Below are 18,345 nucleotides of genomic sequence, written 5' to 3'. Positions count from 1 at the left end.
AGATCAGCCCAGCGCTGTCGCAGCCAGCACCCGGCCGAAACGGATCCGTTCCTGCTCCAGTCGCAGCCCCACGGCATACCGGTCCTCGACCAAATCGACGTACAGGGCCGCCTCGTCGACGCTCAGATGCTCCAAGTCGACATTCACCGGTGAATCCTCCACGCCCCAGTGAGCCTCGTGCTCCAGCAAGGTTGCCCGGTCCATCAGCATGGAGCGTACCTGCGGGAATCGCGCCCGCAGTCGGTCCAGCATGACGAAGCCGTGAGTGTCCAGATCTCCCCAGTAGGTCACCGGCCGGTCCGCCAGCCAGTTGACGGCAATGAGCCGGGAGACCCCGTAGCCGGCCCCGAGGAACAGCAGGGCATTCGGGGCAGGCGGGAACGCGTGGTAGGTGACCTCGTTCTCGACGACGAAGACGTGCCCGGGCAAGTCCAGGGCGTCGAGTTCGGAAACCCGCACCGTCATTTCCGAAACACCCGGCAGCAGGGCGGTTCCATCGGGGCGGCGCACACGCGCATAGGCGGGTTTGACGGCGAAGCCGTAGCGCTGCGCGAACGAGTTGCCGGTGTGAAGACGTTCCGGAGGGAGGCACACCTCGAGCAACGCGGCGAGGGTCTCGCGGTGGACCTCGACGAACTTGGTGTCCACCCCGGGGACGTCGACCTGGCGAACCCAGGCATCGGCAGGCATGGCATCGCGAATCCAGTTGACGACCGCGATGAACGATGGCCAGTGCGCAGCCTCGGCGAGGACACGCTGGGGATGACGACTGACCCAGTCGCGGGCGTCCGGAAGCCGGCTACCGACGTCATCAAGGATGTTCTCGAACACGTGGACCTGCTGAGCGACCTGCAGCAGCCGCCAGAGGTCGCCGCGGGATTCGACCACAACCCGGACCGGAAGCTGAACGACGCCGGAGCGCCGACCCCCGACAGCCTGCCACTCCACGCGAAGCCCGGCCGGAAGCCGGGCACGCCAGCGGCCTGCCCAGGCCTGGACCGCGTCGAAGTCGTTGGCGTACTGGGCCGCCGAAGGCGGGCGCAGGCCGATGACCAGTGGTTCCCACGCTTCGCCGAGAGCCAGTTCGCTGAGGTCAGTACCAGCTGACCACCGCCTGCGCAGGAGGCTGAGGACGTCATCGCTGGTGGCCCAGCGCGTTCCTCGGGGCAGCGACAGTGTCCTCACGAGACCGTCTCGACCTTGACGACGTCCACCATCCGGTGCCGTTCGCGCCGGGCCCGGAACTCCTCGATGGTCAGCGTCTGCAGCCGGGAGTTGCTGCCGGTCTTGTTCTCCACGAAACCCACGGCGTCGACGTACGGTTCGATGACGTGGATCTTCTGCAGCGGTGTCACGATGAGCAGTTGCAGGCCGATCCGGCGGAACAAGGTCAGCGCGAACCGGGTGGACTCGTCCGAGCCGCGTCCGAAGGCCTCGTCGATCACCACGAAGCGGAAGGTCTTCTCCTGCTCGCCGTCGAGCTGGAACTGGTAGGCCAGCGAGGCGGCGAGGATCGTGTAGGCCAGTTTTTCCTTCTGACCACCGGACTTACCGGCCGAGTCCGTGTACGTCTCGAACTCGCTGTCGTCGTCCCGGTGCCGTTCCGAAGCTGAGAAGACGAACCAGTTACGCACGTCGGTGACCCGCTTGGTCCAGGCCTTGTCCGCATCGACCTGGCCGGCCCGGCCCCGGAAGCGCTCGACGAGCTTCTGGACCTGCAGGAACTTCTGCTCGGAGTACTGCTCGCCGTCTCCGCCCAGCGCCTCGTCGGTACAGGCGTGCAGTTCGGAACGGAAGTCGCGGATCTCGATGTTCGGGGTGCGGGTGGTCTCGAGGGTGATGTACCGGCCCGGATTGTAGTCGATGTCGGCCAGGGACATGTTGATCCGGCCTACCCGCTCGCGGATCAACTCCTCCTCCTGAGCCAGTTTCGAGCGGAACATCGCGATGTCGCGGATGGTGTTGGTGTTGAGGAAATTCTTGAACTCGGCCTCGAACCGGGGCAGGTCGTCCTGCAGAAGCCGGTGGTGCATGGCCCGGTAGTCGGGCAAGGCCTCCACCGAGGCGTCCATGTCGACGGTCTCGGTCCGGTTCGCCTCACGGAAGGCGCTGATCAGCCTGACCAATGTACTTTCACAGGTGCGCAAGAGCTTCTGGCGCCGGTCGATCTCGCTGTTGACCGTGTCGCTGGTGGTGCGTTGCCAGTTCTGCCAGGCATCGGCCGTGACCGGAGCTGGATCGGGTACGTAAGAGCTCATCGCCTCCGGAGCCGGAACCTGCTCGGCGGCCTTCAGAACGGCCCGGCACTCGAGTTGCCCGGCCTGAGCGCGTTCGAGGTCGCCGCGAGCCCGCCCCAGATTCTCGCTGGTCTGAGCGATCCGGCCGGCCAGCGCCTGGATCTCGTCGGCGACAGCTTTCAGCTCCTCAGTGATGCGTTCCAGATCCTTGGAAGAACGCTCGATATCATCCTTCTCGGCCTGATCCCGCGCGATCTGCCGGCCGACCGACTCGTGATCCAGGTCGTCATACGTCTGGTAGACGTCGAGCTGGTCCAGCGCGGTGCCCTTGCGGCGCAGTTCCTCGCGCTGGCCCAGAAGGCTCTTCTGCTCACTGGCCAGAAGCTGGCGGCGCTCGTTGAGCTCGAGGGCCTGGGCCAGCAGGGCGTCGACCTTGGCCTGGTTGCTCCAGCCCAGCACGTAGTTCCGGCGATCGTCGATCGCTTTGGAGTCGTCCTTGACGTGCCGGCGGGACTCCTTGATCTGTCCGGTGACCGTGACCGCGCGTTCTTCCTGCCGGAACACGTCCATCGAGACAGCACAGACGTGTGAGGCTCGGGAGGACAGTTCGCGTTCGATCCAGCCGTAGAACTCGCTGTCGGCCTTGATCTCCAACCGGTGGAAGAGCGTTTCCGGTCCGGGAACCTGATGACGATTGGTGGAGGCCAGGGTGGCGGGCACCCGGTAGTAGACCAGCCGGACCCCCAGATGACGATCGTTGATCCAGGCCGCCACCGACCCGTAGTGGCTGTTCGGCACGAGTAACGACAGACCGAAACCATGAAGGACGCGTTCGGCGGCGCCTTCCCAGGCAGCCGCGTCCTCGCGGACCTGGATCAGCTCTCCGGCGAACGGCAGCGTCTCGGTGCCTACTCCGAGGTGCTCGCACAGCTCCTCGCGCAACTGCAGACTGCGTCGGGGGATGTTGCTGCGCCGCTGCTGAAGGCTGGCGAGTTCGTCGCGGATCTCGTCGCTGTCGGTCTTGATCTCCTTCTGCTCGACGGCGATGTCGGTCAGCCGGTTGTCGATCTCGGCGCCGGCTGCCTCCAACCCGGGCCGGACCCCGTCCAGAGCCTCGCGCATCTGGACGAACCCCGGCGCGCCGGTGACCGGCGTCAGCTCGAGGCGCCCCAGCAGGTCGTTCACCTTTTCGGCAGTCACCCGGCGACGTTCGCGCTCGGTCATCGCCCGGGCAATGCTTTCTTCCAGGACGTGCAGCCGATCACCACCCAGCCCGGCGCGCTGCAGCTGAAGCTGTTCCCGCTTGCTGCCGAGTTCCCCCGAACGCTCGGTGAGTTGCGACGACTCCTGGAGCAGAGCGTCAATACGTTTCTCGCTCGCTTCTGTGTCGGCGGCGAAGGCATCCAGCCGGCGAGCCGCCGTGAAGTACGGCAGATGCGCTCTGACCTCGGCGAGCCGGGCCTGCTGGGCGCTCAGGGCGTCGTACCTGGAGCCCTCCTCCAGAATCGGGCTCAGAGCATCGAGCTGGCGGCGGGCGCGCACCACCGCATCGTGGGCTTGGGTCAGGTCCTCGAAGTGCAGCAGAATCTGGTTGATCCAACGGTCGGCGTCGAACGGCTCCAGCATGTGGGTGCGCACGAAGTCGTTGAGATTGCTGACCGACTTCATCGAGACCGTCTGATGGAAAAGCTCCATCGCCTGATCCGAGGCAATGCCCATCCGCCGGCGGAAATCGTTGCCGTAAGGCGGGAAAGAATCATGGACGCCGGTGCCCGGCTGCTTCTTCAACCGTCGCTTGAGCGCGGCGATCTCCGAACCGAAACCGGCCAGGTCCCCACTGATCGACAGTTCGTGATCGGCGACCACGAACATCCGCTCCGGCTGACCGGCCTGTCCCTCCTTCAGCCAGTACACCTGAGCCAGACTCACCACCGCCTCGTCGGAGGCGAACACGGCCACCAGCGCCGAGTAGTCCTGGCCCGGGCTGCGCAACGGGACCGGCCTGGTGTTGCCGGTGAGCTCGTTGCGCTCGAACTTGTGATGCCCCAGAACATATGAGCGCAGGTCACGCTCGCGGTTCTGCGCACCGGCGGCCTTGTTGTAGGAGATCCGGTTGGCGGGCAGCAGAAGCGTGGTCACCGCGTCGACCAGCGTGGACTTGCCCGAGCCGATGTCGCCGGTGACCAGGGCGTGCCCGCCGGCGATCTCCAGCGACCAGACCTTGTGGTGGAAGGTGCCCCAGTTCCAGACCTCCAGGCGGCGCAGCCTGAATCCCGACGAAGAGGACGGGTTCTCAAGATCGACCATCGGTTTCTCCCTGCGCTGTCGGAACACCCAGCTCGGCCGCGTAACGCTGCAGCCCTTCCTGGACCCCGGCCAGCCACTGCGCATCGACGAACGCTTTCAGGATGCGGCGAACCTCGTACGAGTCGTCCTGGTCCTTCAGCCGCCGCAGAAACCCGAGTTCGACCACCTTGCCGATCAGGGCGTCCACCTGGTCGGTCATCCGTGCCTCGGTGCTCCCCGCCGGAAGGAACAGCGTGATCATCTCGAGGATCTGCTCGCGGGTGAGCACACACCGCGTGTCGCCGTCGGCAGCGTCCGACTCGGCCAGCCGTTTGCGCAACAGGGCCAGCAGGATGCTCTGATGAAAAGTCAGCTGCCGTCGGGGAATCAGCCGCGGCACCGCAGCGCCCTCGGCGTTCTCGTCGTCCGGCAACTGCCGCAGAAACGCATAACCTTCGGACGGGTCCACGACCAGGGTCAGGCCGATCACCGCCACGTGGTCGCGGATCTGCGGCTGCAGTGGAACCAGATGCCGCCAGACCTGCGGATGTAGATCCTCGTACACCACCCCCTTCATCAAAGAGGTGATGGCCAGAGGCAAGTTGAGTTCGCTGCGGGGGACCGGGGCTGCGCTCACTTTTCCTCCTCGCTCGATTCGCCGACGGCCCGCACGTAGGTGACCGAGGGAAGAGTCGCTTGTCTGGTCACCCCGTCGTCCTCCCACCGGACGTGTTCCTTGCGGGTCTCGTCGAAGCGCACGTCGAAGCCCGGATCGTTCAGCGAAAGATATCCGACCAGCTCAGCCAGCCCCTGCTCGAGCGGCCGGGCCAGCAGAACCTCGTTCAACGGCACCCGCTCACGGCCCTGCATCATCTGCCGCACCCCCGAGGCCAGCTCCTGCGTGTCCACCCTGACCTGGTCGTAGAGCACCGAGGCGTCCACCTCGTCGTCGGCCTCATGTACCTGATCGCTGACGATGGCCGACCGCGCGGCCGGCTTGTACAGCGGACGCTCCATCGGCAGCGCGATCTGAGGCGCGCTGCCGTCGATCTCGCTCTCGAAGGTGATCGGTGCGTGCTCGCGCAACTGCAGGGCGACGGACTCGATGCCGTGCAGCAGATCGACCACCCGCCGGTTCTCCAACCAGACCCGATCGTCCAGAAACCGCCGCAACTGCTCCGACAGCTGCCGCACCGTCGACTGAGTCCGCTCACCGGCGGCCAGCCAGTCGTGGTGGATGTGCCGTAGGCGGGGGTCGTGCTCACCGATCTCGGCCATCTCCTGCACCCGGGCCAGCATCTGCACGAACTGTTCCTGGCGGGCGGGGGAGAGCAGGAAGTCGTAGAAGGCGTGAAAGCTACGCCCCTGGTCGGATTCGGTGATACTGGTGCGGCTGCCGAGCACCTCGTCCAGCAGACCGGCCTTGGTGCCCGACCAGGTGGCGATCTGTTCGCGCAGTTGCCGGTCGAGCTGGCGGAAGTTCGTCTCGACCTGCCGGAAGTCCGACAGCAGCTCCCGGGCGGTGGTGGACAGCTGCTGGTAGCGATCGCGCAGGCCGGCCGGCTCCATCATGGGCAGGTCACCGGCCTCGACCTGGGCGATCTCCACATCGATCTCCGCGCGCCGGGCCTTCAGTTCAGCCAAGCGGGTCTGCGGATCGGTCTCGGCACCGTGAACCATCTGCCGCAGCAACTCGAACACCGTGTTCAGCCTGGACTCGGTGCCCACGAAGCTGCGGGCCGGCAGGTTGTGAACCCAGGCCACGGCCTTCTCCAGGTCGGCGCTGGCGTCGAAGTGCACCGACTCCGACCCGGCCGGGTAGTACTTGCGCAGCCACGCGTTACCGGGCGCGGCCCAGTCGTCGAGATAGGCTCGCGAGCTCTTCGGGAAGGCGTTGTCGCCGAGCTGCTCACGCAGGGCGAAGAGCAGATCGTCGAGCCGGGCCTCCAGCGCGCTGCGCTCGATCGATCGGACGTTCTCCTGGACGAACACCTGCCCGAGAAAAGCCAGGATCAGCGCGGCGTTGTCAGCTTTCAGCAGCCGCCAGGCCGGGTGATGGGTGCGTAGCTGCTCGATCTGGTCGTAGTCCATTCGCCCTCCCGGTTCACAGCAGCGAGACGACGCCGTGCTGCGGGGTCGTTTCGGATACCGGGGTCATGACGAACGGCGTCGGTGAGGTCACCACCCGAAACAGCCCTTGGGGAACCCGGCACTGCCCGATCAGTTGTTCTTCCTGGATGCCCTCGGCCGCCAGCATGGCGATGGCCCTGGACAGCAGCGAGGGCTGCTCGACGATGCTGAGCAGACCGGGCTCCTTGCGACGCCAGCCCCGGTTCGTGACGGTGTTCATGGCGTTGCGGTACGACACATCGCTGAGCCGTCCCAGCCGCCGGGCCCGGTACAGCAGAGCCTGGATGCTCACACCCCAGTGTTCCTTCAGCCGCGCCAGGTCTGCCCAGGCCTGAGCGCCCGTCCTGGACGGGAGGGCCTCCCGGATCGTCCGGGCCGGCATGAGCAGCTCTTCGGCGAAACGGTTGGCCTGCTCCTCGACGATCCGGCCGCCGGGCTCGGCATCGTTGTGCATGACCAGATGGCCGAGCTCGTGAGCGACGTCGAAGCGCTGCCGGTAGTAGTCACGCTTGATCGGGTTGAGCACCACGATCGGCCGTAACGCGCTGGAGAACGAGTAGGCATCGACCGAGGCCGCCTGCTCAGGACTGAAAACCACCAGAATTCCGTGAACCTCCAGCAAGCGAACGAGATGGCCGACGGGATCGCCACCGAGCCCCCACTGCTTACGGACGAGTTGCGCGGCTCGTTCGGGTCCCTCGCCTTCGGTGCCACTCACCGGGAAACAGGGAACATCAGGGTCCGGGAACACGACGTGCCGCTCCAGGCTGCTGGTGATCTCGACCGCCAACTGCCCGTAGGCGAACGCCTGGTCCCGGGCGAGCTGGGGGGTGGAACGCAACGAGCGGAAGTGCGGGGTGCTGCTGAGCGCTGCGATGTCGTCGCCCCGGACAGCGAAGAACCCCGGATCGACCGAAAGCCGCAGCGCCAGCTGGGCCACTGTTGCCGCGGCAGGCCGTTTCGCGCCGGACTCCCAGCCGGCTACCGCGGTCGGTGTCTTGGCCAGAACCTCGGCCAGGTCGCTCTTGCGCAGACCCGCCAGCTGCCGGGCCAGGGTCAGCCGCGCTCCGTCGAAGCGAGGGGCGACGTCTGCAGCACGATCTGGGGGAGACTTGCGTGAGTTCACCGGTCATCACTAGCACGACGAGCATCGTCCTCGCCGATTTGGGGCCGCCTCTTGACGAGCGGATCGCCGGTTGGGGCAGCCGGACCCGCTGGATCGAGGACGGTATCTCCCACACCGTTCCCGTCCAAGCCGGTGGGAAGAAAATGAAGCCAGTGCCAGGCTTTCTCGCCCCTGAACCCTTGCCGAGGCAGGCCGACGGCGAGCTCTGACGCAGAAGCCACCGCGTCCAAGGCATGGGCGATCACGAACGTGTGCTTGTCGAGCTCGACCTCGGAATCAGGTCGGCGCATGAGCGCTTCCGCGTCGAACAGCGCGCCCTGGCGAGGGTCGACCCGGCCCGACTGCCGGGCCACCGCCTGTTTGGTCGGGCTCTTCTGCGACCAGGGGATGCGCTCCAACTGGCCGAGCTCACCCGACGTCAACAGCAGCCGCCAGGTCGCGAACGTCCAGCCGGGGCTGCTGTTCAGATTGTCGCGGCGAACCGTGCCCGCCGGTAACCGAGGCATGCTCGTGCGGTCAAGGGGCGACAGTTCAGCGAAGAGCTCGTCCTCGCCGAGATGTTCCTCTCCCGGGCCGACGTCGTAGTGCTCGCAGCCGAAGACCCGGTCTAGGCGGTCGCGGAGGAGCACATAGCGCGTCTGGCCGAGCCACTGCTCGTCGTACCCGGCCCTGGGCACGTAGTCGTCGAGCGACCGGCGCACCGCCGAGTCGAAGGCCCACTGCACGGCCTTCAGCAGGCCCGCCCTGCGCAGCGTACCGACGACCTCATTTTCCCCCAGCATGCGGCAAACATACCCTGTATGCAGTAATCAGCGTAGGAAAATGAACCGGACTTTCGGGTCTGTTCCCGCGCCATCGCATCGTTCAACCATCCTCGCGGGGCGTTCGCTTCAGAGCTCCCCGGAGAACCGGCCGCCGGACGGGTGGCCCTTCGGCATCCGCGCCTGTGGGGCCCTCGCCTTTGCTCGTGACTTGGCGACTGGTGGTGCAAAAGACTTATGGAGCTCGTCATTCAGTCTGGCAATTTTCGAATCGACGATTGCCCAGGCGGCTTCGCCTACGCCCGGATGCCGATCGCGGTCGATGGCGCTGGATGCGGCCTCCAGCCGTTCTAGCGTGTCACGGACGATGCTGACCGCCCGCCGACGGGAGATCCGCCAACTGAGCGCCTCTTCGATCAGGTGCGCTGCGCCGAGGATGTTCATGTCGCGCTCACCGGCCACGTCCATCGCGAACCGGTGCTCACCGGTGTTCTGATGCAGGTGCATGGCGATGTCATAGGCAGGGGCCAGCTGGTGACGGCCCTCTGGACCGTGCAGCACGGAGATGTTCTTGGCGTGGGCGTCGACGTTTCCGATGGCCAGATTGAGTGTGGTCAGAGCCAGCAGCGGATCGAGAGCGACGCCGATGTCCGAGAGCTTGGTCGCGATGGCGGCCAAGGAGGGGAGTGCTCCTCCGTACTGGAATTTGCGCAGCGGGTCGTCGGTGTTGAGGCCCAGCATCTGAGCCGCGTCTTCTTGGTGCAGACGCTGGACCGTCGCGGTCTCGAGGTCGGCAACGCGGTCGTACCGGGTGACGACGATGGCCCGCTTGCCGGCGAAGGTCTGCAGGTGGGCCTGCACGTTGCTGATCCCGGCGCGGCAAGCGAGCTCGAGGGCCGCGGCCTCGGTGTCTATGAGGTCCATGGTTCGGCTGCCCTCGGGGCGTGAGAGCTTGACGATGTGGGTGGACGGAGCCTTCGGGGTGGGCATGGACCAGCCCGTGGCGGTGCGGGTGAGAACGATCTTGGTCTCAAGGCCCGCGAGCGAGCTGGCCTGATCGGCCGCTCCGTTCATGTCCGCCAAGGCGAGCTGGTCGGCGATCTCTTGCTCGGACAGGTCGTGCAGGGGGCGATCGGGCTGTCCGGGGTCGTCTCCTTCCGGAACCAGGACGAGGGCCCCGGCGGTGTCGCGACCGTAGCGGGCGAGGAATCCGAGGACATCGTTCGGGTCCACACAGGCGCGTTCGGCCAGGCGGGCGCGGGCTCGCCCTTCGGGTAGAAGACCACGTAGCCAGGCCTCGATGACGACGGAAGGAGGACTGTTCGTGAGCAGAGGCAGTTGTACAGAGATCATTCGCGCACCCAGGCCCCATCGGCGATGGGCGTCTTCGGTGTACTGAAGGCTGAGTCGCCCGGCCTTGGTGCGGCGGATGACCGCGACGCGCGTGCCATACAGCCAGGCGTCGAGGTCGGTCATCGGACGTGGACCTGCAGTTCGACTCCGAGCTCACGCAGGAGGGCGAAGAGACGCATGGTGTACAGCGGGCTCTGGCCTGTCTCGACCTGATGGACGAACCGGCGATCCGCTCCGATGCTCTCGGCCAGGTCTTCCTGGGTGAGGTCAGCCTGCAGCCGTATTTCGCGGAGGAAAGTACCCAGATCGCCCGGACCGCCGATACGTGCCCATGGTGCATCGCTCTTCTGGGGCATCGCTGAACCTCCGTGTCAATATTCGATCACACCGTCCGTGCATCAATAATGATACACCAACGGTATGTGCAGATATTGATACGCGGGGCCTCGGCCAAGCGGGATGCGCGGCACCGTCTGGGTGCGGCGCAGATGCTCCGTTGAGAGCCGGAGACTCAGCGCCCGTCGTCCAGGGCTCGTGAGAGGGTGACGCCATGGCTGCGGACTACTACTTGGCCCGGACCGAGAACGGCGACGAGATGGAAGACCCGTCGGAAGACGGTCTCTTCATGCTTCTGGAGGACCTGGAGTCGCGCCGGAACACCTTCGTCAAGATCGTCCCGACCGACGGCGCTGACTGGCACGCCAGTGTCACGCTGCTCAAGGGAAGCAAGTACCAGGTTGAGCGCTCAGATCCTGGCGTCGGACTCCACGAGATCACTACGCAAGACGACCCAGACGCCATCGCCAGGGCCCTGACCATCTGGTTCGCTGGTCTTGGCACGCCCGAGAGCGGCGTTACGTCGGGTTGATGCTTCGGGTGCCGGCGTCCTGAGCCGCTTTCTCGCTCCGGCCGCGCCTGATCTCCGGAGCCAGCACGCGGGCCTGATCGATCGCTCCTTCACGCAGCGCCTCGCATTCTGGCCGGGTCAGATGCTCGTGGGTCAGGAGCCAGAGGCCGGCGATCTGGATCTCGCCGAGAACGTCGCCGGGAATGCCGATGACGAAGTCGGCGGCGTCGGTCTCGGCTGCCCGCAGAGAAGCTTCGACCATCCAGAGTTTGGCGTCGGACTCGCACCGTTCCAGAAGTTTCCGGCAGAAAGCCATGCGGGCGGCCTGGTCCCATCGGGGTTGCTGATGGCGTGCGGCCGAACTGAAGGCGGCCACCATCGCGGTGATCAGATCATCCTCTGGAAGTTCCTCGATCAAGGGCTCGAATGCTTCGTCCACCGGCAGGAGGAGCGGTACCACGCGGGCAAAGTCGGTGTGCATCAAGGCAAAACCCTTCACCTCAGGATTCATCGTCCACCTGATCGAACTGCTCGACCACCTCGGCCACGAAGTCGTCCAGTGCCTCGCCGGTCAGGTCGAGGTCGCTGATCAGGGCGCGGGTGAGGACGATCTGGACTCGGAGGGTCTCGTCCAACGAGAGATCGTCCACTGATCCGTTCTCAACGATGGCGTCCAGCAGGGACCATTCGGCCAGGACCGGGTTGAGGGATTCGGGCCGAATCCACCGGGTCCGCGCGCGGACCACGAACTCTCGTACCTCCTCGACGCTCGCTGTCTCGCTGAATCGTCGCTCGACAGCAAGAAGAAAGGCGCAATAGGCGAGACGGTGAAAGGTGAAGGAACCGATCTCGGAGACCCGCACCTTCTCAAAGTTCTGCCCGCTCACCATCGCACGGACGAGATCTCTGAACTGCTGGCTGAGGTCGCTCGGAAGCGGACCGTCCCATCGGCGTCGGTACTCCAGGGCGTGAACAAGCGCGGACGCCTGCAGCTTGCGGCTCTCGGTGGCGCTCAGGTACTCGTCCCTGATCAGGTAGAGCCCGTGCATGTGGATCGCGCTCATCACCGTGGAATCGGCACCGACGACGGCATCGGCATCGCCCTGCGTTCCGCGCAGCGCAGCCTCAACCATCCAGGGCTGGACGTCGCCGGCGGACCGGGCCGCGAGCCGGTGGCAGAACTGCTCACGTTCGGCCGCATCCAGCCGTTCCAACAGGGAAAGGACCGCAGCGGTGAAGGCTCCCAGCGACGCGGCCACAACGTACGTCTGGTTCTCGTCCGTTGTTCCGAAGGCGGCCTCGGCCGATTCCTGTTCGATGGGAAGAAATCCCAGAACCAGCTTGAGTAGAGACGGCTCGGGAGAGCGGGCGGTCACCCCGCCCTCGTCCCATGGTTGCCGATTAGCTCCGCCGCCTCCCGGACGAACTGTTCCGGAAGCCCACCGAAGAGGTTGGTCTCGTGGACGAGCGCGTACGTCATCAGGTTCTGGGCACTGAGCACCTCGGTAGGAGAGGTGCTGCCCAGCAGGCTGTGCTCCCGGTACATCGCTTCCAGAACCTGCTCGGCCAGAACCGGATTGAGCGCTTCCGGCGCCACGCGAGGCCCCCGAATCTGGGTGACGAACCGCTGTACCTGATCGTGTGTCGCATGCGTCCCGAACCGGAGGTCCACCGCCAGCGCGAACGCGGTGGCGGTCGTTCGCTGCACGAGCGGGGCATCGAGTTCGATGGAGGACGAGGGGCCCAGGCCAACGATGCGCCGTAACAGTTTCCGGGTAATGAGTGGATCTTGTTCACCCGTCAGATGCGGCGCACTCTGCTCGTCGGCGACGTAGTGTGCAACGGCGCGGTTCCGCTGGTGGACCACCGCGGCTGCCGCTGCGAAGACCACCGACGGCCGCACGCCTGTGGCGAGTTCTGAACTGGGGACGACCCCCGGGCTGGGCAGGGAAGGCGAGGCGAGTGCGCGACCCGAGCCACTCGTCCGCGGGTGGCGCTGCCCTTGACCGAGACGGTCGAGCACCGCGTGGACAAACGGGGCATCGTGTCGGCTCTGGGTGAGCGCCCTGTCGATGAACTTCTCGAGTTCGGCAGGACCGTGGCGCTCTCGACGTCCCCGAGGCCTCATACCCAGGTCCGGAGCGAGGCAGCCCAGTATTGGTGAGACGCGGAGACGGTAGGAGAACCGGAGCGAAGCTGGCGCACCTGCATGAAGATACGGTCAATGGGCACCCCAATTGGCAAAATGACGATTGGGGTGCGGTGTCGGTTCCATGGACAGTCGGGCGTTTCCGGGCTGACGACCAGCTCGCACCGACTGGCTCGTCCCGGTTCCGTGCGGGCGATCTATCGCCAGGCTCAGGCCTTGGTCGTCGGTGCCGGTTCTTCTGGCAGTGTCACCGTCACCTCGGCGCCAAGCCTTCGCAGCAGGAACAGGGCCCGATCCAGGAGTTGCACTGAGGCTCCGGCCTCGAGCCGAGCGAGGTAGGTGCGCTCGATGCCGGTCTCTTCGGAGAGCTGTTCTTGGGTCAGGCCACGGATGAGGCGCGATTCGGCGACCGCAGCGCCGAGGTCGGACCCACCTCTGACCAGAAATTGCTGCATGTGAGATTCTCCTTTGTGCGATTATCTGCACATTGGGCCGTGGAGGACCGTTGTGTCAATATCGCCACAGCGTGTTCAGGTGGAGCGCTGCGGGAACATCGGCACAGCTCGGTAGCCTGGGGTCCAGCCATCTCGAAATCGTTGCCCACCGCGACACGAGCCAGGCTCGGCTGAGCAGGTCACGCCTATCGGCAGCGCGCGAAAGTCACGCACGCCGGTTACCCGCCGATCCGCTGAGCCAGCAGCCAGTCCAGGATCTCGCGGCAGGCAGCCGGATCCCAGGTGAGCCCGATTCCCGTTGACCACAGGAAATAGTCAAAGGCCCGGACCAGAAGCCATCCTCGGGCGCGATCGCGGTCCAGTTCGGCCGACTCGACCAGCAGATCGAAGCGCTGGGCGATGGGCATTTCGTCGAACCGCCGCCACATCAGGGGCGCAAGGGCGAACTCGGGATCGCCCAGCAGGCCGCGCGGATCCACGGCCAGCCAAGGTTCGCGCTCGCCGGCGAGGACGTTGGCGTAGTGCAGATCATGGTCAACCAGAAGACGTCCGGCCTGGGGGCCGAGGGCACGGCAAGTCTCGTGGGCGGCTTGGAAGTACCGGTGGGGGAGTAGATCGGATGCTCCAGCGGCCCAGCGTTCGGGCCAGCCGGCTACATGATCGGTCAGTGTGGGGAGTGAGGCGGAGCTGGGCAGGGACAGACGCCGAAGAAGCAGTCCGGCGGCGGGAACGGCCTTCAGGATGGGCAGGTGCTCGAGCGCGCGGGTGTAGTCGAGCCGCTCCAGCAGAAGCGCCCCTTCGGCCGGCGAACTGTCCAGCAGCTGAACCATTCCACGGCCGTCCCAGGCATCGAGGGCGGCGGCCTGGTTAAGCGTTTCCGGCGTGACCTGGGAGATCTTGAGCGCGCCCGGCAGAGCGCCCTGGCGGACGGGGAGCACGAGGCCGAGGTAGCCGTGCATGGGTGATCCATCAGGTTGCAGGTCCCACCGTTCGAGCAGTTGCAAGGCGAGCGAGGGCAGATCCCGTAGCCAAGCGCGGCCGGCGTCTCCGGTGTGGCCGACAACGCCAGCCGCGAACTCCGCGGGGATCTTCAGCGCCCAGGAGGAATCCATAGCTTGCTAGCATCGCAGCATGGAGCAGACGGCGGCCGCGCGTGAGGTGCGCAGCGCTGTCATCTTCGGTGATCACTCCTTCCGGCAGGACTTCTACGGCTAGGGCCCTTGAGCCCCTCTGCCCTACAGCCACGTCCATTCCGCCAGAAAGTGCTCCGAAATGATCTCTGAATCAGTCCTGCCCAGATCCGCCCATCGCCTGATCGACCTTCATCGCCATCTCGAAGGCTCGCTGCGGGTGGCCACCATTCTTGAACTGGCCCACCGCGACGGGCATCACCTGGCCACGGCCGATGATCCCGAGGACCTGCTGGTGGCGAAAGGACCGCTCGGCGGACTGGTGCCGTACCTGGACAAGGTCGACGTGGCCGCATCAGCGTTCAGCCGGGCCGAGGACTGGCATCGGGCTGCGCAGGAAGCGGTGAAAGACGCGGCAGACGACGGTTTGGATTACCTCGAGCTGCGATTCAGCCCATGGTTCATCCAGCAGGAGACGCCGCTCAGAGCCGAAGAGATCATCGATGCCATTGCGGACGGCGTGTCACAGGCTTCGGATGAAACTGGTCTCAGAACCGGCCTGATCGGCATCCTGCTCAGGGATCTCGGCCCGGAGAACGGCGTGGCCCAGGTCAAGACTCTGCTCAGCCGGCGGGAAACTTTCTGCGCGGTCGACCTGGCCGGCAATGAGAACGGTTTCCCGGCGTCTGGATTCACCGAAGCCTTTGCGCTCGCCCGCGATGCCGGACTTCACGTCACGGTGCATGCGGGGGAGGGCGCGGGAGCACAGAGCGTTTGGGACGCAGTCCGCCACTTGGGTGCCGAGCGGATCGGGCACGGGGTGCGGTCGGTGGAAGACCCAGCACTGCTGGAGCACCTGGCCAAGCACCGGATCACTCTCGAAGTGGCGCTGACCAGCAACCTTCACACCAGCACGGCAACCAGCTACCGGGAGCACCCGATCCACCGGCTTCTTGCGGCCGGCGTTCCGGTGTCGCTGGCCACCGACGATCCCCGTGCTTCGGCCATCACCCTGTCAGGCGAGTACCTGAAAGCCCGGGAAGAGGCCGGGCTGAGCGAGCAGCAACTCCAAACCATCCGTGAGGACGCAGATCGGGCCTGCTTCGCCTGATCGGAGCAGTGCACTGGCCCGGCGGGGAGCGCCCGCCGGGCCATCTGCGGCCATAACGCTACGCTGGAAAGCATGACCGACAGTCAAATGTCTGTTCAGGTGATCGTGGACTACCTCGCCCACGACGGCAGCCGCCGCAATCCGGCCTATTTCAAGGCTTTGGAGCACGATCTGCCGGAGATCCCGTTGCCCGGCGATCTGGTCGCGTTGATGGGCAAGGACATTGAGATCATGGGCGTGAGCGCCAGTCCTTCGGGCGAGACTTTCATCAGCATGTCCGACCAGACCGGCCGGGCCCTGCTGATTCAGGGCGAAGTGCTCACCCGCCGGTGGTCGACCGTCGGCGTGGACCTGATCTGCAAGCCCTACCCTTCGTCGATGCCGATCGAGAACACCGATGAGGCGATGGAGATCATGGAAACTCTGATCAAGCTCGGCTTCCAGTCAGCCCACGACTGAGCCGGGCCACGTCAGCGGATCCAGCCACAAATAGAACTGCAGCTTCGTGGCGTCGAGTTCGATGCCGTAGCGCGCTGCGAATTCTGCATCGTGGTCAGAATCCGTCCAGGTTTCGCGCGAATTGGCCAGCAACAGCGCCAGGTCCGCATACCGATCGGCCAGGCCCAGGCGTCCCACATCAATCAGACCGGTCACTTGGGCCTTTCGCGGATCGACCATGATGTTCGGCAGGCACAGGTCCCCATGGCACACCACGGGCGTTTCTGCAGAAGGGCGCCGAGCTTCCAACGTAGCCAAGATCTCCGCAGGTGGAGTAGCCAGCAATTCCTCGGGCAGGAACTCGGCCTGCACCAACCTGGCCGCGACCGTCGACCGCGCCTGTTCCAAAACCGTTCCCAACGGACGCTCGAACGGACAGTCGGTGCGTTGATGTAGCGAACGCACCACGTCGGCAATGGCAGGCCAGGCCTTCAGTAGCTCATCCGGTGCGAGCTCGGACGCGGGAACGCCCTTCACCGCCGACGTGAGAAGGCAAGCACCATCCATGGTTTCCCGCCAGCCCTCAACTTTGGCCCCCGGAATGCCGGTGTCAGCAAGCCAGGTAATCCGATCACGTTCGGCCGCCAATTCAGCGACCGGCCCCAGCTTCGCGTACCAGCGTCCGCTCTTCTCCCGATAAACCACAGCACCGGATTCGCCACTGCGAACGGCCTTCCAGCCAGCACAGCCGACCGGTAACAGGTGGGTGAGATTCACGCGTCCATTGTTACTGCTTTCAAACTATGGACGTGGTGCTCGCCGCCGCTGCTTTTCTCACCTCCCAGCGGCAAGGGTGATGATCAGAGGAAGCGTGACCACGGCGAGGATGGTTTGTACCCCGGTGATCGAGGCCATGAGCCGGGTGTCGCCGCCCATCCTCCCGGCCAGCACGTAGGACGAAGGGGCTGTGGGCAGCGCGCAGATGATGACGATGCTGGCCAACGTAGCCCCCGAGACGCCGAGCGTGGTGGCCAGGGCCGCAGCCGCCGAGGGCAGGGCCACCAGCTTGAGCAGTGCAGCGGCGCCGATGTCGAAGGTGTCGCGGGCCCGGAGCTGGAACGTGATCGCGGCCCCGGCGACCAGCGTGCCGCAGACCAGGGCGGGCTCGGCGAGCATGCTTATCGTGGTGGCGGCGAACGCGGGTAGTTCCAGGCCCGAGACGTTGATCGCCAGCCCGAGCGCGCAGCCTTGGATCAGGGGGTTCTCCATCAGCTCGCGCCGTAGCCCAACCCGACGTTGCTCAGGCTCTTTCTCGCCGTAGACCGAAAGAGTGGTCACGGAGATGACGTTCACCAGGGGAACCATCACCGCCGCCGCGAGGGCAAAGGTTGCGACCCCCTCTGCCCCGTACAGCGCCGATGCGAACACCAGGCCGATGTAGGTGTTGAGGCGAATGCTTCCTTGGACCATCGAAGTCAGCTGCGGACCCTCGAAGCGCAACGGCCGCCGTAACGCGATCACGAACAGCGCGACGACGAGCACCGGCACCATCAGACTGACCAGCAGAGGTCCAGGCGGCACGGCGGTCAGGTCTGCGGCGGAGATCGAGCTGACGAACAGGGCTGGGGTGAAGACCTGGTAGCTGGCCCACTCCAGGCCGCGCCAGAACCCGTCCTCACGCAGAAAGAACCGGCGCAGCACGGCACCCAGGCCGAGCAGCACGACGATCGGGATCACCCCAGTGGCGACGAGATGCATGCCCCCGACCGTGCTGCAATGGGTCAGTGCAGTTCAACCATGACAACATGACCGGCACCTTCCTCGCCGCCGACCTGGTCAACCTTGCCCTGGCCACCCCGTGGACCGCCGAACAGGCCGAAAACACCTTGCGCAAGCACGACATTCGCTGGCCCGAGCTGAACCGCGCCAGCTCCGATGCGCTACGGGAATGGGCTCAGCGCGTACGCCACGTGTTCGAAGTCACCGACCCGGAACAGCGCTGCCTCCTGATCAACGAGCTGCTCGAAGAAGGCTCGGCTGGCGTGCACCTCACCACTCACGACGGCCTGCGCCCCCACCTGCACTTCACCCCGGACGAGAACGACGTGGTCAGCCGGGTGAAGGCAGTGACCGCCGGCGGCCTGGCCATGTTCACCGTCGAGTCCGAGGGCCAACGTCTGGGCGTATGCCTGCGAGCAGGCTGCGGCACGGTCTTCGTGGACACCAGCCGCAACGGCCGCCGGGCCTACTGCTCGACCCGCTGCGGCAACAGCGACGCGGTGCTACGGCATCGCACCAGCCGGAGGCCGTAGCTCACTGCAC

The 18,345-nt window shown here is 65.7% G+C and carries 19 protein-coding genes; 4 read left to right on the top strand and 15 right to left on the bottom strand.

Annotated features, from left to right (window positions below; translation table 11 throughout):
- Positions 1 to 3: 3 nt before the first annotated feature.
- From LR394_RS15970 to LR394_RS43655, 8 genes are all read right to left on the bottom strand, one after another.
- The gene (locus LR394_RS15970) at positions 4 to 1,185 is read right to left on the bottom strand and encodes a Wadjet anti-phage system protein JetD domain-containing protein (RefSeq protein ID WP_231442572.1); all 1,182 of its coding nucleotides are present in this window, start codon (positions 1,183 to 1,185) and stop codon (positions 4 to 6) included.
- Complete coding sequence (locus LR394_RS15965) at positions 1,182 to 4,544, bottom strand: ATP-binding protein (protein WP_231442570.1); 3,363 nt, start codon at positions 4,542 to 4,544, stop codon at positions 1,182 to 1,184. Before LR394_RS15965 ends, LR394_RS15970 begins: the two co-directional genes overlap by 4 nt.
- A complete protein-coding gene (locus LR394_RS15960; RefSeq protein WP_231442568.1) occupies positions 4,531 to 5,160 on the bottom strand; it encodes a DUF4194 domain-containing protein in 630 nt (209 codons plus the stop codon). Before LR394_RS15960 ends, LR394_RS15965 begins: the two co-directional genes overlap by 14 nt.
- Complete coding sequence (locus LR394_RS15955) at positions 5,157 to 6,614, bottom strand: DUF3375 domain-containing protein (RefSeq protein WP_231442566.1); 1,458 nt, start codon at positions 6,612 to 6,614, stop codon at positions 5,157 to 5,159. Before LR394_RS15955 ends, LR394_RS15960 begins: the two co-directional genes overlap by 4 nt.
- Positions 6,615 to 6,627: 13 nt before the next feature.
- On the bottom strand, positions 6,628 to 7,779 hold the full coding sequence (locus tag LR394_RS15950; RefSeq protein WP_231442563.1) for a helix-turn-helix domain-containing protein: 1,152 nt from the start codon (positions 7,777 to 7,779) through the stop codon (positions 6,628 to 6,630).
- Positions 7,776 to 8,561, bottom strand: coding sequence for a hypothetical protein (locus LR394_RS15945; RefSeq protein ID WP_231442562.1), 786 nt, complete (start codon positions 8,559 to 8,561; stop codon positions 7,776 to 7,778). The genes LR394_RS15950 and LR394_RS15945 overlap by 4 nt, the downstream gene beginning before the upstream one ends.
- Positions 8,562 to 8,669: 108 nt before the next feature.
- Entirely contained in the window at positions 8,670 to 10,016 is a 1,347-nt protein-coding gene (locus LR394_RS15940; protein ID WP_231442560.1) for a HipA domain-containing protein, read from the bottom strand.
- Positions 10,013 to 10,249, bottom strand: a complete 237-nt coding sequence (locus LR394_RS43655) for a helix-turn-helix domain-containing protein (protein ID WP_407937058.1) — start codon at positions 10,247 to 10,249, stop codon at positions 10,013 to 10,015. The genes LR394_RS15940 and LR394_RS43655 overlap by 4 nt, the downstream gene beginning before the upstream one ends.
- Before the next feature lie 194 nt (positions 10,250 to 10,443).
- Between LR394_RS43655 and LR394_RS15930 the strand changes: the two genes are divergently transcribed.
- Positions 10,444 to 10,761, top strand: a complete 318-nt coding sequence (locus LR394_RS15930) for a hypothetical protein (protein ID WP_231442555.1) — start codon at positions 10,444 to 10,446, stop codon at positions 10,759 to 10,761.
- On the opposite strand, the gene LR394_RS15925 is transcribed toward LR394_RS15930, so the two are convergent.
- The 5 genes from LR394_RS15925 to LR394_RS15905 form a co-directional block, all read right to left on the bottom strand.
- Positions 10,748 to 11,251 (bottom strand): hypothetical protein, encoded by a 504-nt coding sequence (locus tag LR394_RS15925; RefSeq protein ID WP_231442553.1) that lies wholly within the window; start codon positions 11,249 to 11,251, stop codon positions 10,748 to 10,750. The two genes, LR394_RS15930 and LR394_RS15925, sit on opposite strands and share 14 nt — an antisense overlap.
- Positions 11,241 to 12,116, bottom strand: coding sequence for a hypothetical protein (locus LR394_RS15920; protein ID WP_231442551.1), 876 nt, complete (start codon positions 12,114 to 12,116; stop codon positions 11,241 to 11,243). The genes LR394_RS15925 and LR394_RS15920 overlap by 11 nt, the downstream gene beginning before the upstream one ends.
- Positions 12,113 to 12,631, bottom strand: a complete 519-nt coding sequence (locus LR394_RS15915) for a hypothetical protein (RefSeq protein WP_231442549.1) — start codon at positions 12,629 to 12,631, stop codon at positions 12,113 to 12,115. The genes LR394_RS15920 and LR394_RS15915 overlap by 4 nt, the downstream gene beginning before the upstream one ends.
- 467 nt (positions 12,632 to 13,098) lie before the next feature.
- On the bottom strand, positions 13,099 to 13,344 hold the full coding sequence (locus LR394_RS15910; RefSeq protein ID WP_231442547.1) for a helix-turn-helix domain-containing protein: 246 nt from the start codon (positions 13,342 to 13,344) through the stop codon (positions 13,099 to 13,101).
- A 218-nt stretch (positions 13,345 to 13,562) separates the two neighbouring features.
- The gene (locus tag LR394_RS15905; protein WP_231442544.1) at positions 13,563 to 14,456 is read right to left on the bottom strand and encodes an aminoglycoside phosphotransferase family protein; all 894 of its coding nucleotides are present in this window, start codon (positions 14,454 to 14,456) and stop codon (positions 13,563 to 13,565) included.
- Positions 14,457 to 14,616: 160 nt separating this feature from the next.
- On the opposite strand from LR394_RS15905, the gene add reads away from it, so the two are divergent.
- Together add and LR394_RS15895 are read left to right on the top strand one after the other, a co-directional pair.
- Positions 14,617 to 15,585, top strand: a complete 969-nt coding sequence (gene add / locus LR394_RS15900; RefSeq protein WP_231442542.1) for an adenosine deaminase — start codon at positions 14,617 to 14,619, stop codon at positions 15,583 to 15,585.
- A 72-nt stretch (positions 15,586 to 15,657) separates the two neighbouring features.
- On the top strand, positions 15,658 to 16,044 hold the full coding sequence (locus tag LR394_RS15895; protein WP_231442540.1) for a hypothetical protein: 387 nt from the start codon (positions 15,658 to 15,660) through the stop codon (positions 16,042 to 16,044).
- Here LR394_RS15895 and LR394_RS15890 read toward each other — a convergent pair.
- The gene (locus LR394_RS15890) at positions 16,030 to 16,800 is read right to left on the bottom strand and encodes an aminoglycoside 3'-phosphotransferase (protein WP_231442538.1); all 771 of its coding nucleotides are present in this window, start codon (positions 16,798 to 16,800) and stop codon (positions 16,030 to 16,032) included. The genes LR394_RS15895 and LR394_RS15890 overlap by 15 nt on opposite strands.
- A 57-nt stretch (positions 16,801 to 16,857) precedes the next feature.
- The gene (locus tag LR394_RS15885) at positions 16,858 to 17,781 is read right to left on the bottom strand and encodes an AEC family transporter (protein ID WP_231442537.1); all 924 of its coding nucleotides are present in this window, start codon (positions 17,779 to 17,781) and stop codon (positions 16,858 to 16,860) included.
- 26 nt (positions 17,782 to 17,807) lie between these two features.
- Here LR394_RS15885 and LR394_RS15880 point away from each other — a divergent pair, with 26 nt between their 5' ends.
- Positions 17,808 to 18,335 carry a CGNR zinc finger domain-containing protein gene (locus LR394_RS15880; RefSeq protein WP_407937057.1) on the top strand — a complete coding sequence of 176 codons (528 nt, stop codon included), beginning with the start codon at positions 17,808 to 17,810 and terminating at the stop codon, positions 18,333 to 18,335.
- The last annotated feature ends 10 nt before the right edge of the window (positions 18,336 to 18,345 follow it).

This window comes from Kineosporia babensis, assembly GCF_021129305.1.
GTDB lineage: Bacteria > Actinomycetota > Actinomycetes > Actinomycetales > Kineosporiaceae > Kineosporia > Kineosporia babensis.
The sequence above is the reverse complement of the archived record's forward strand: the minus strand, read 5'-3'. Positions and strand labels throughout refer to the sequence as shown.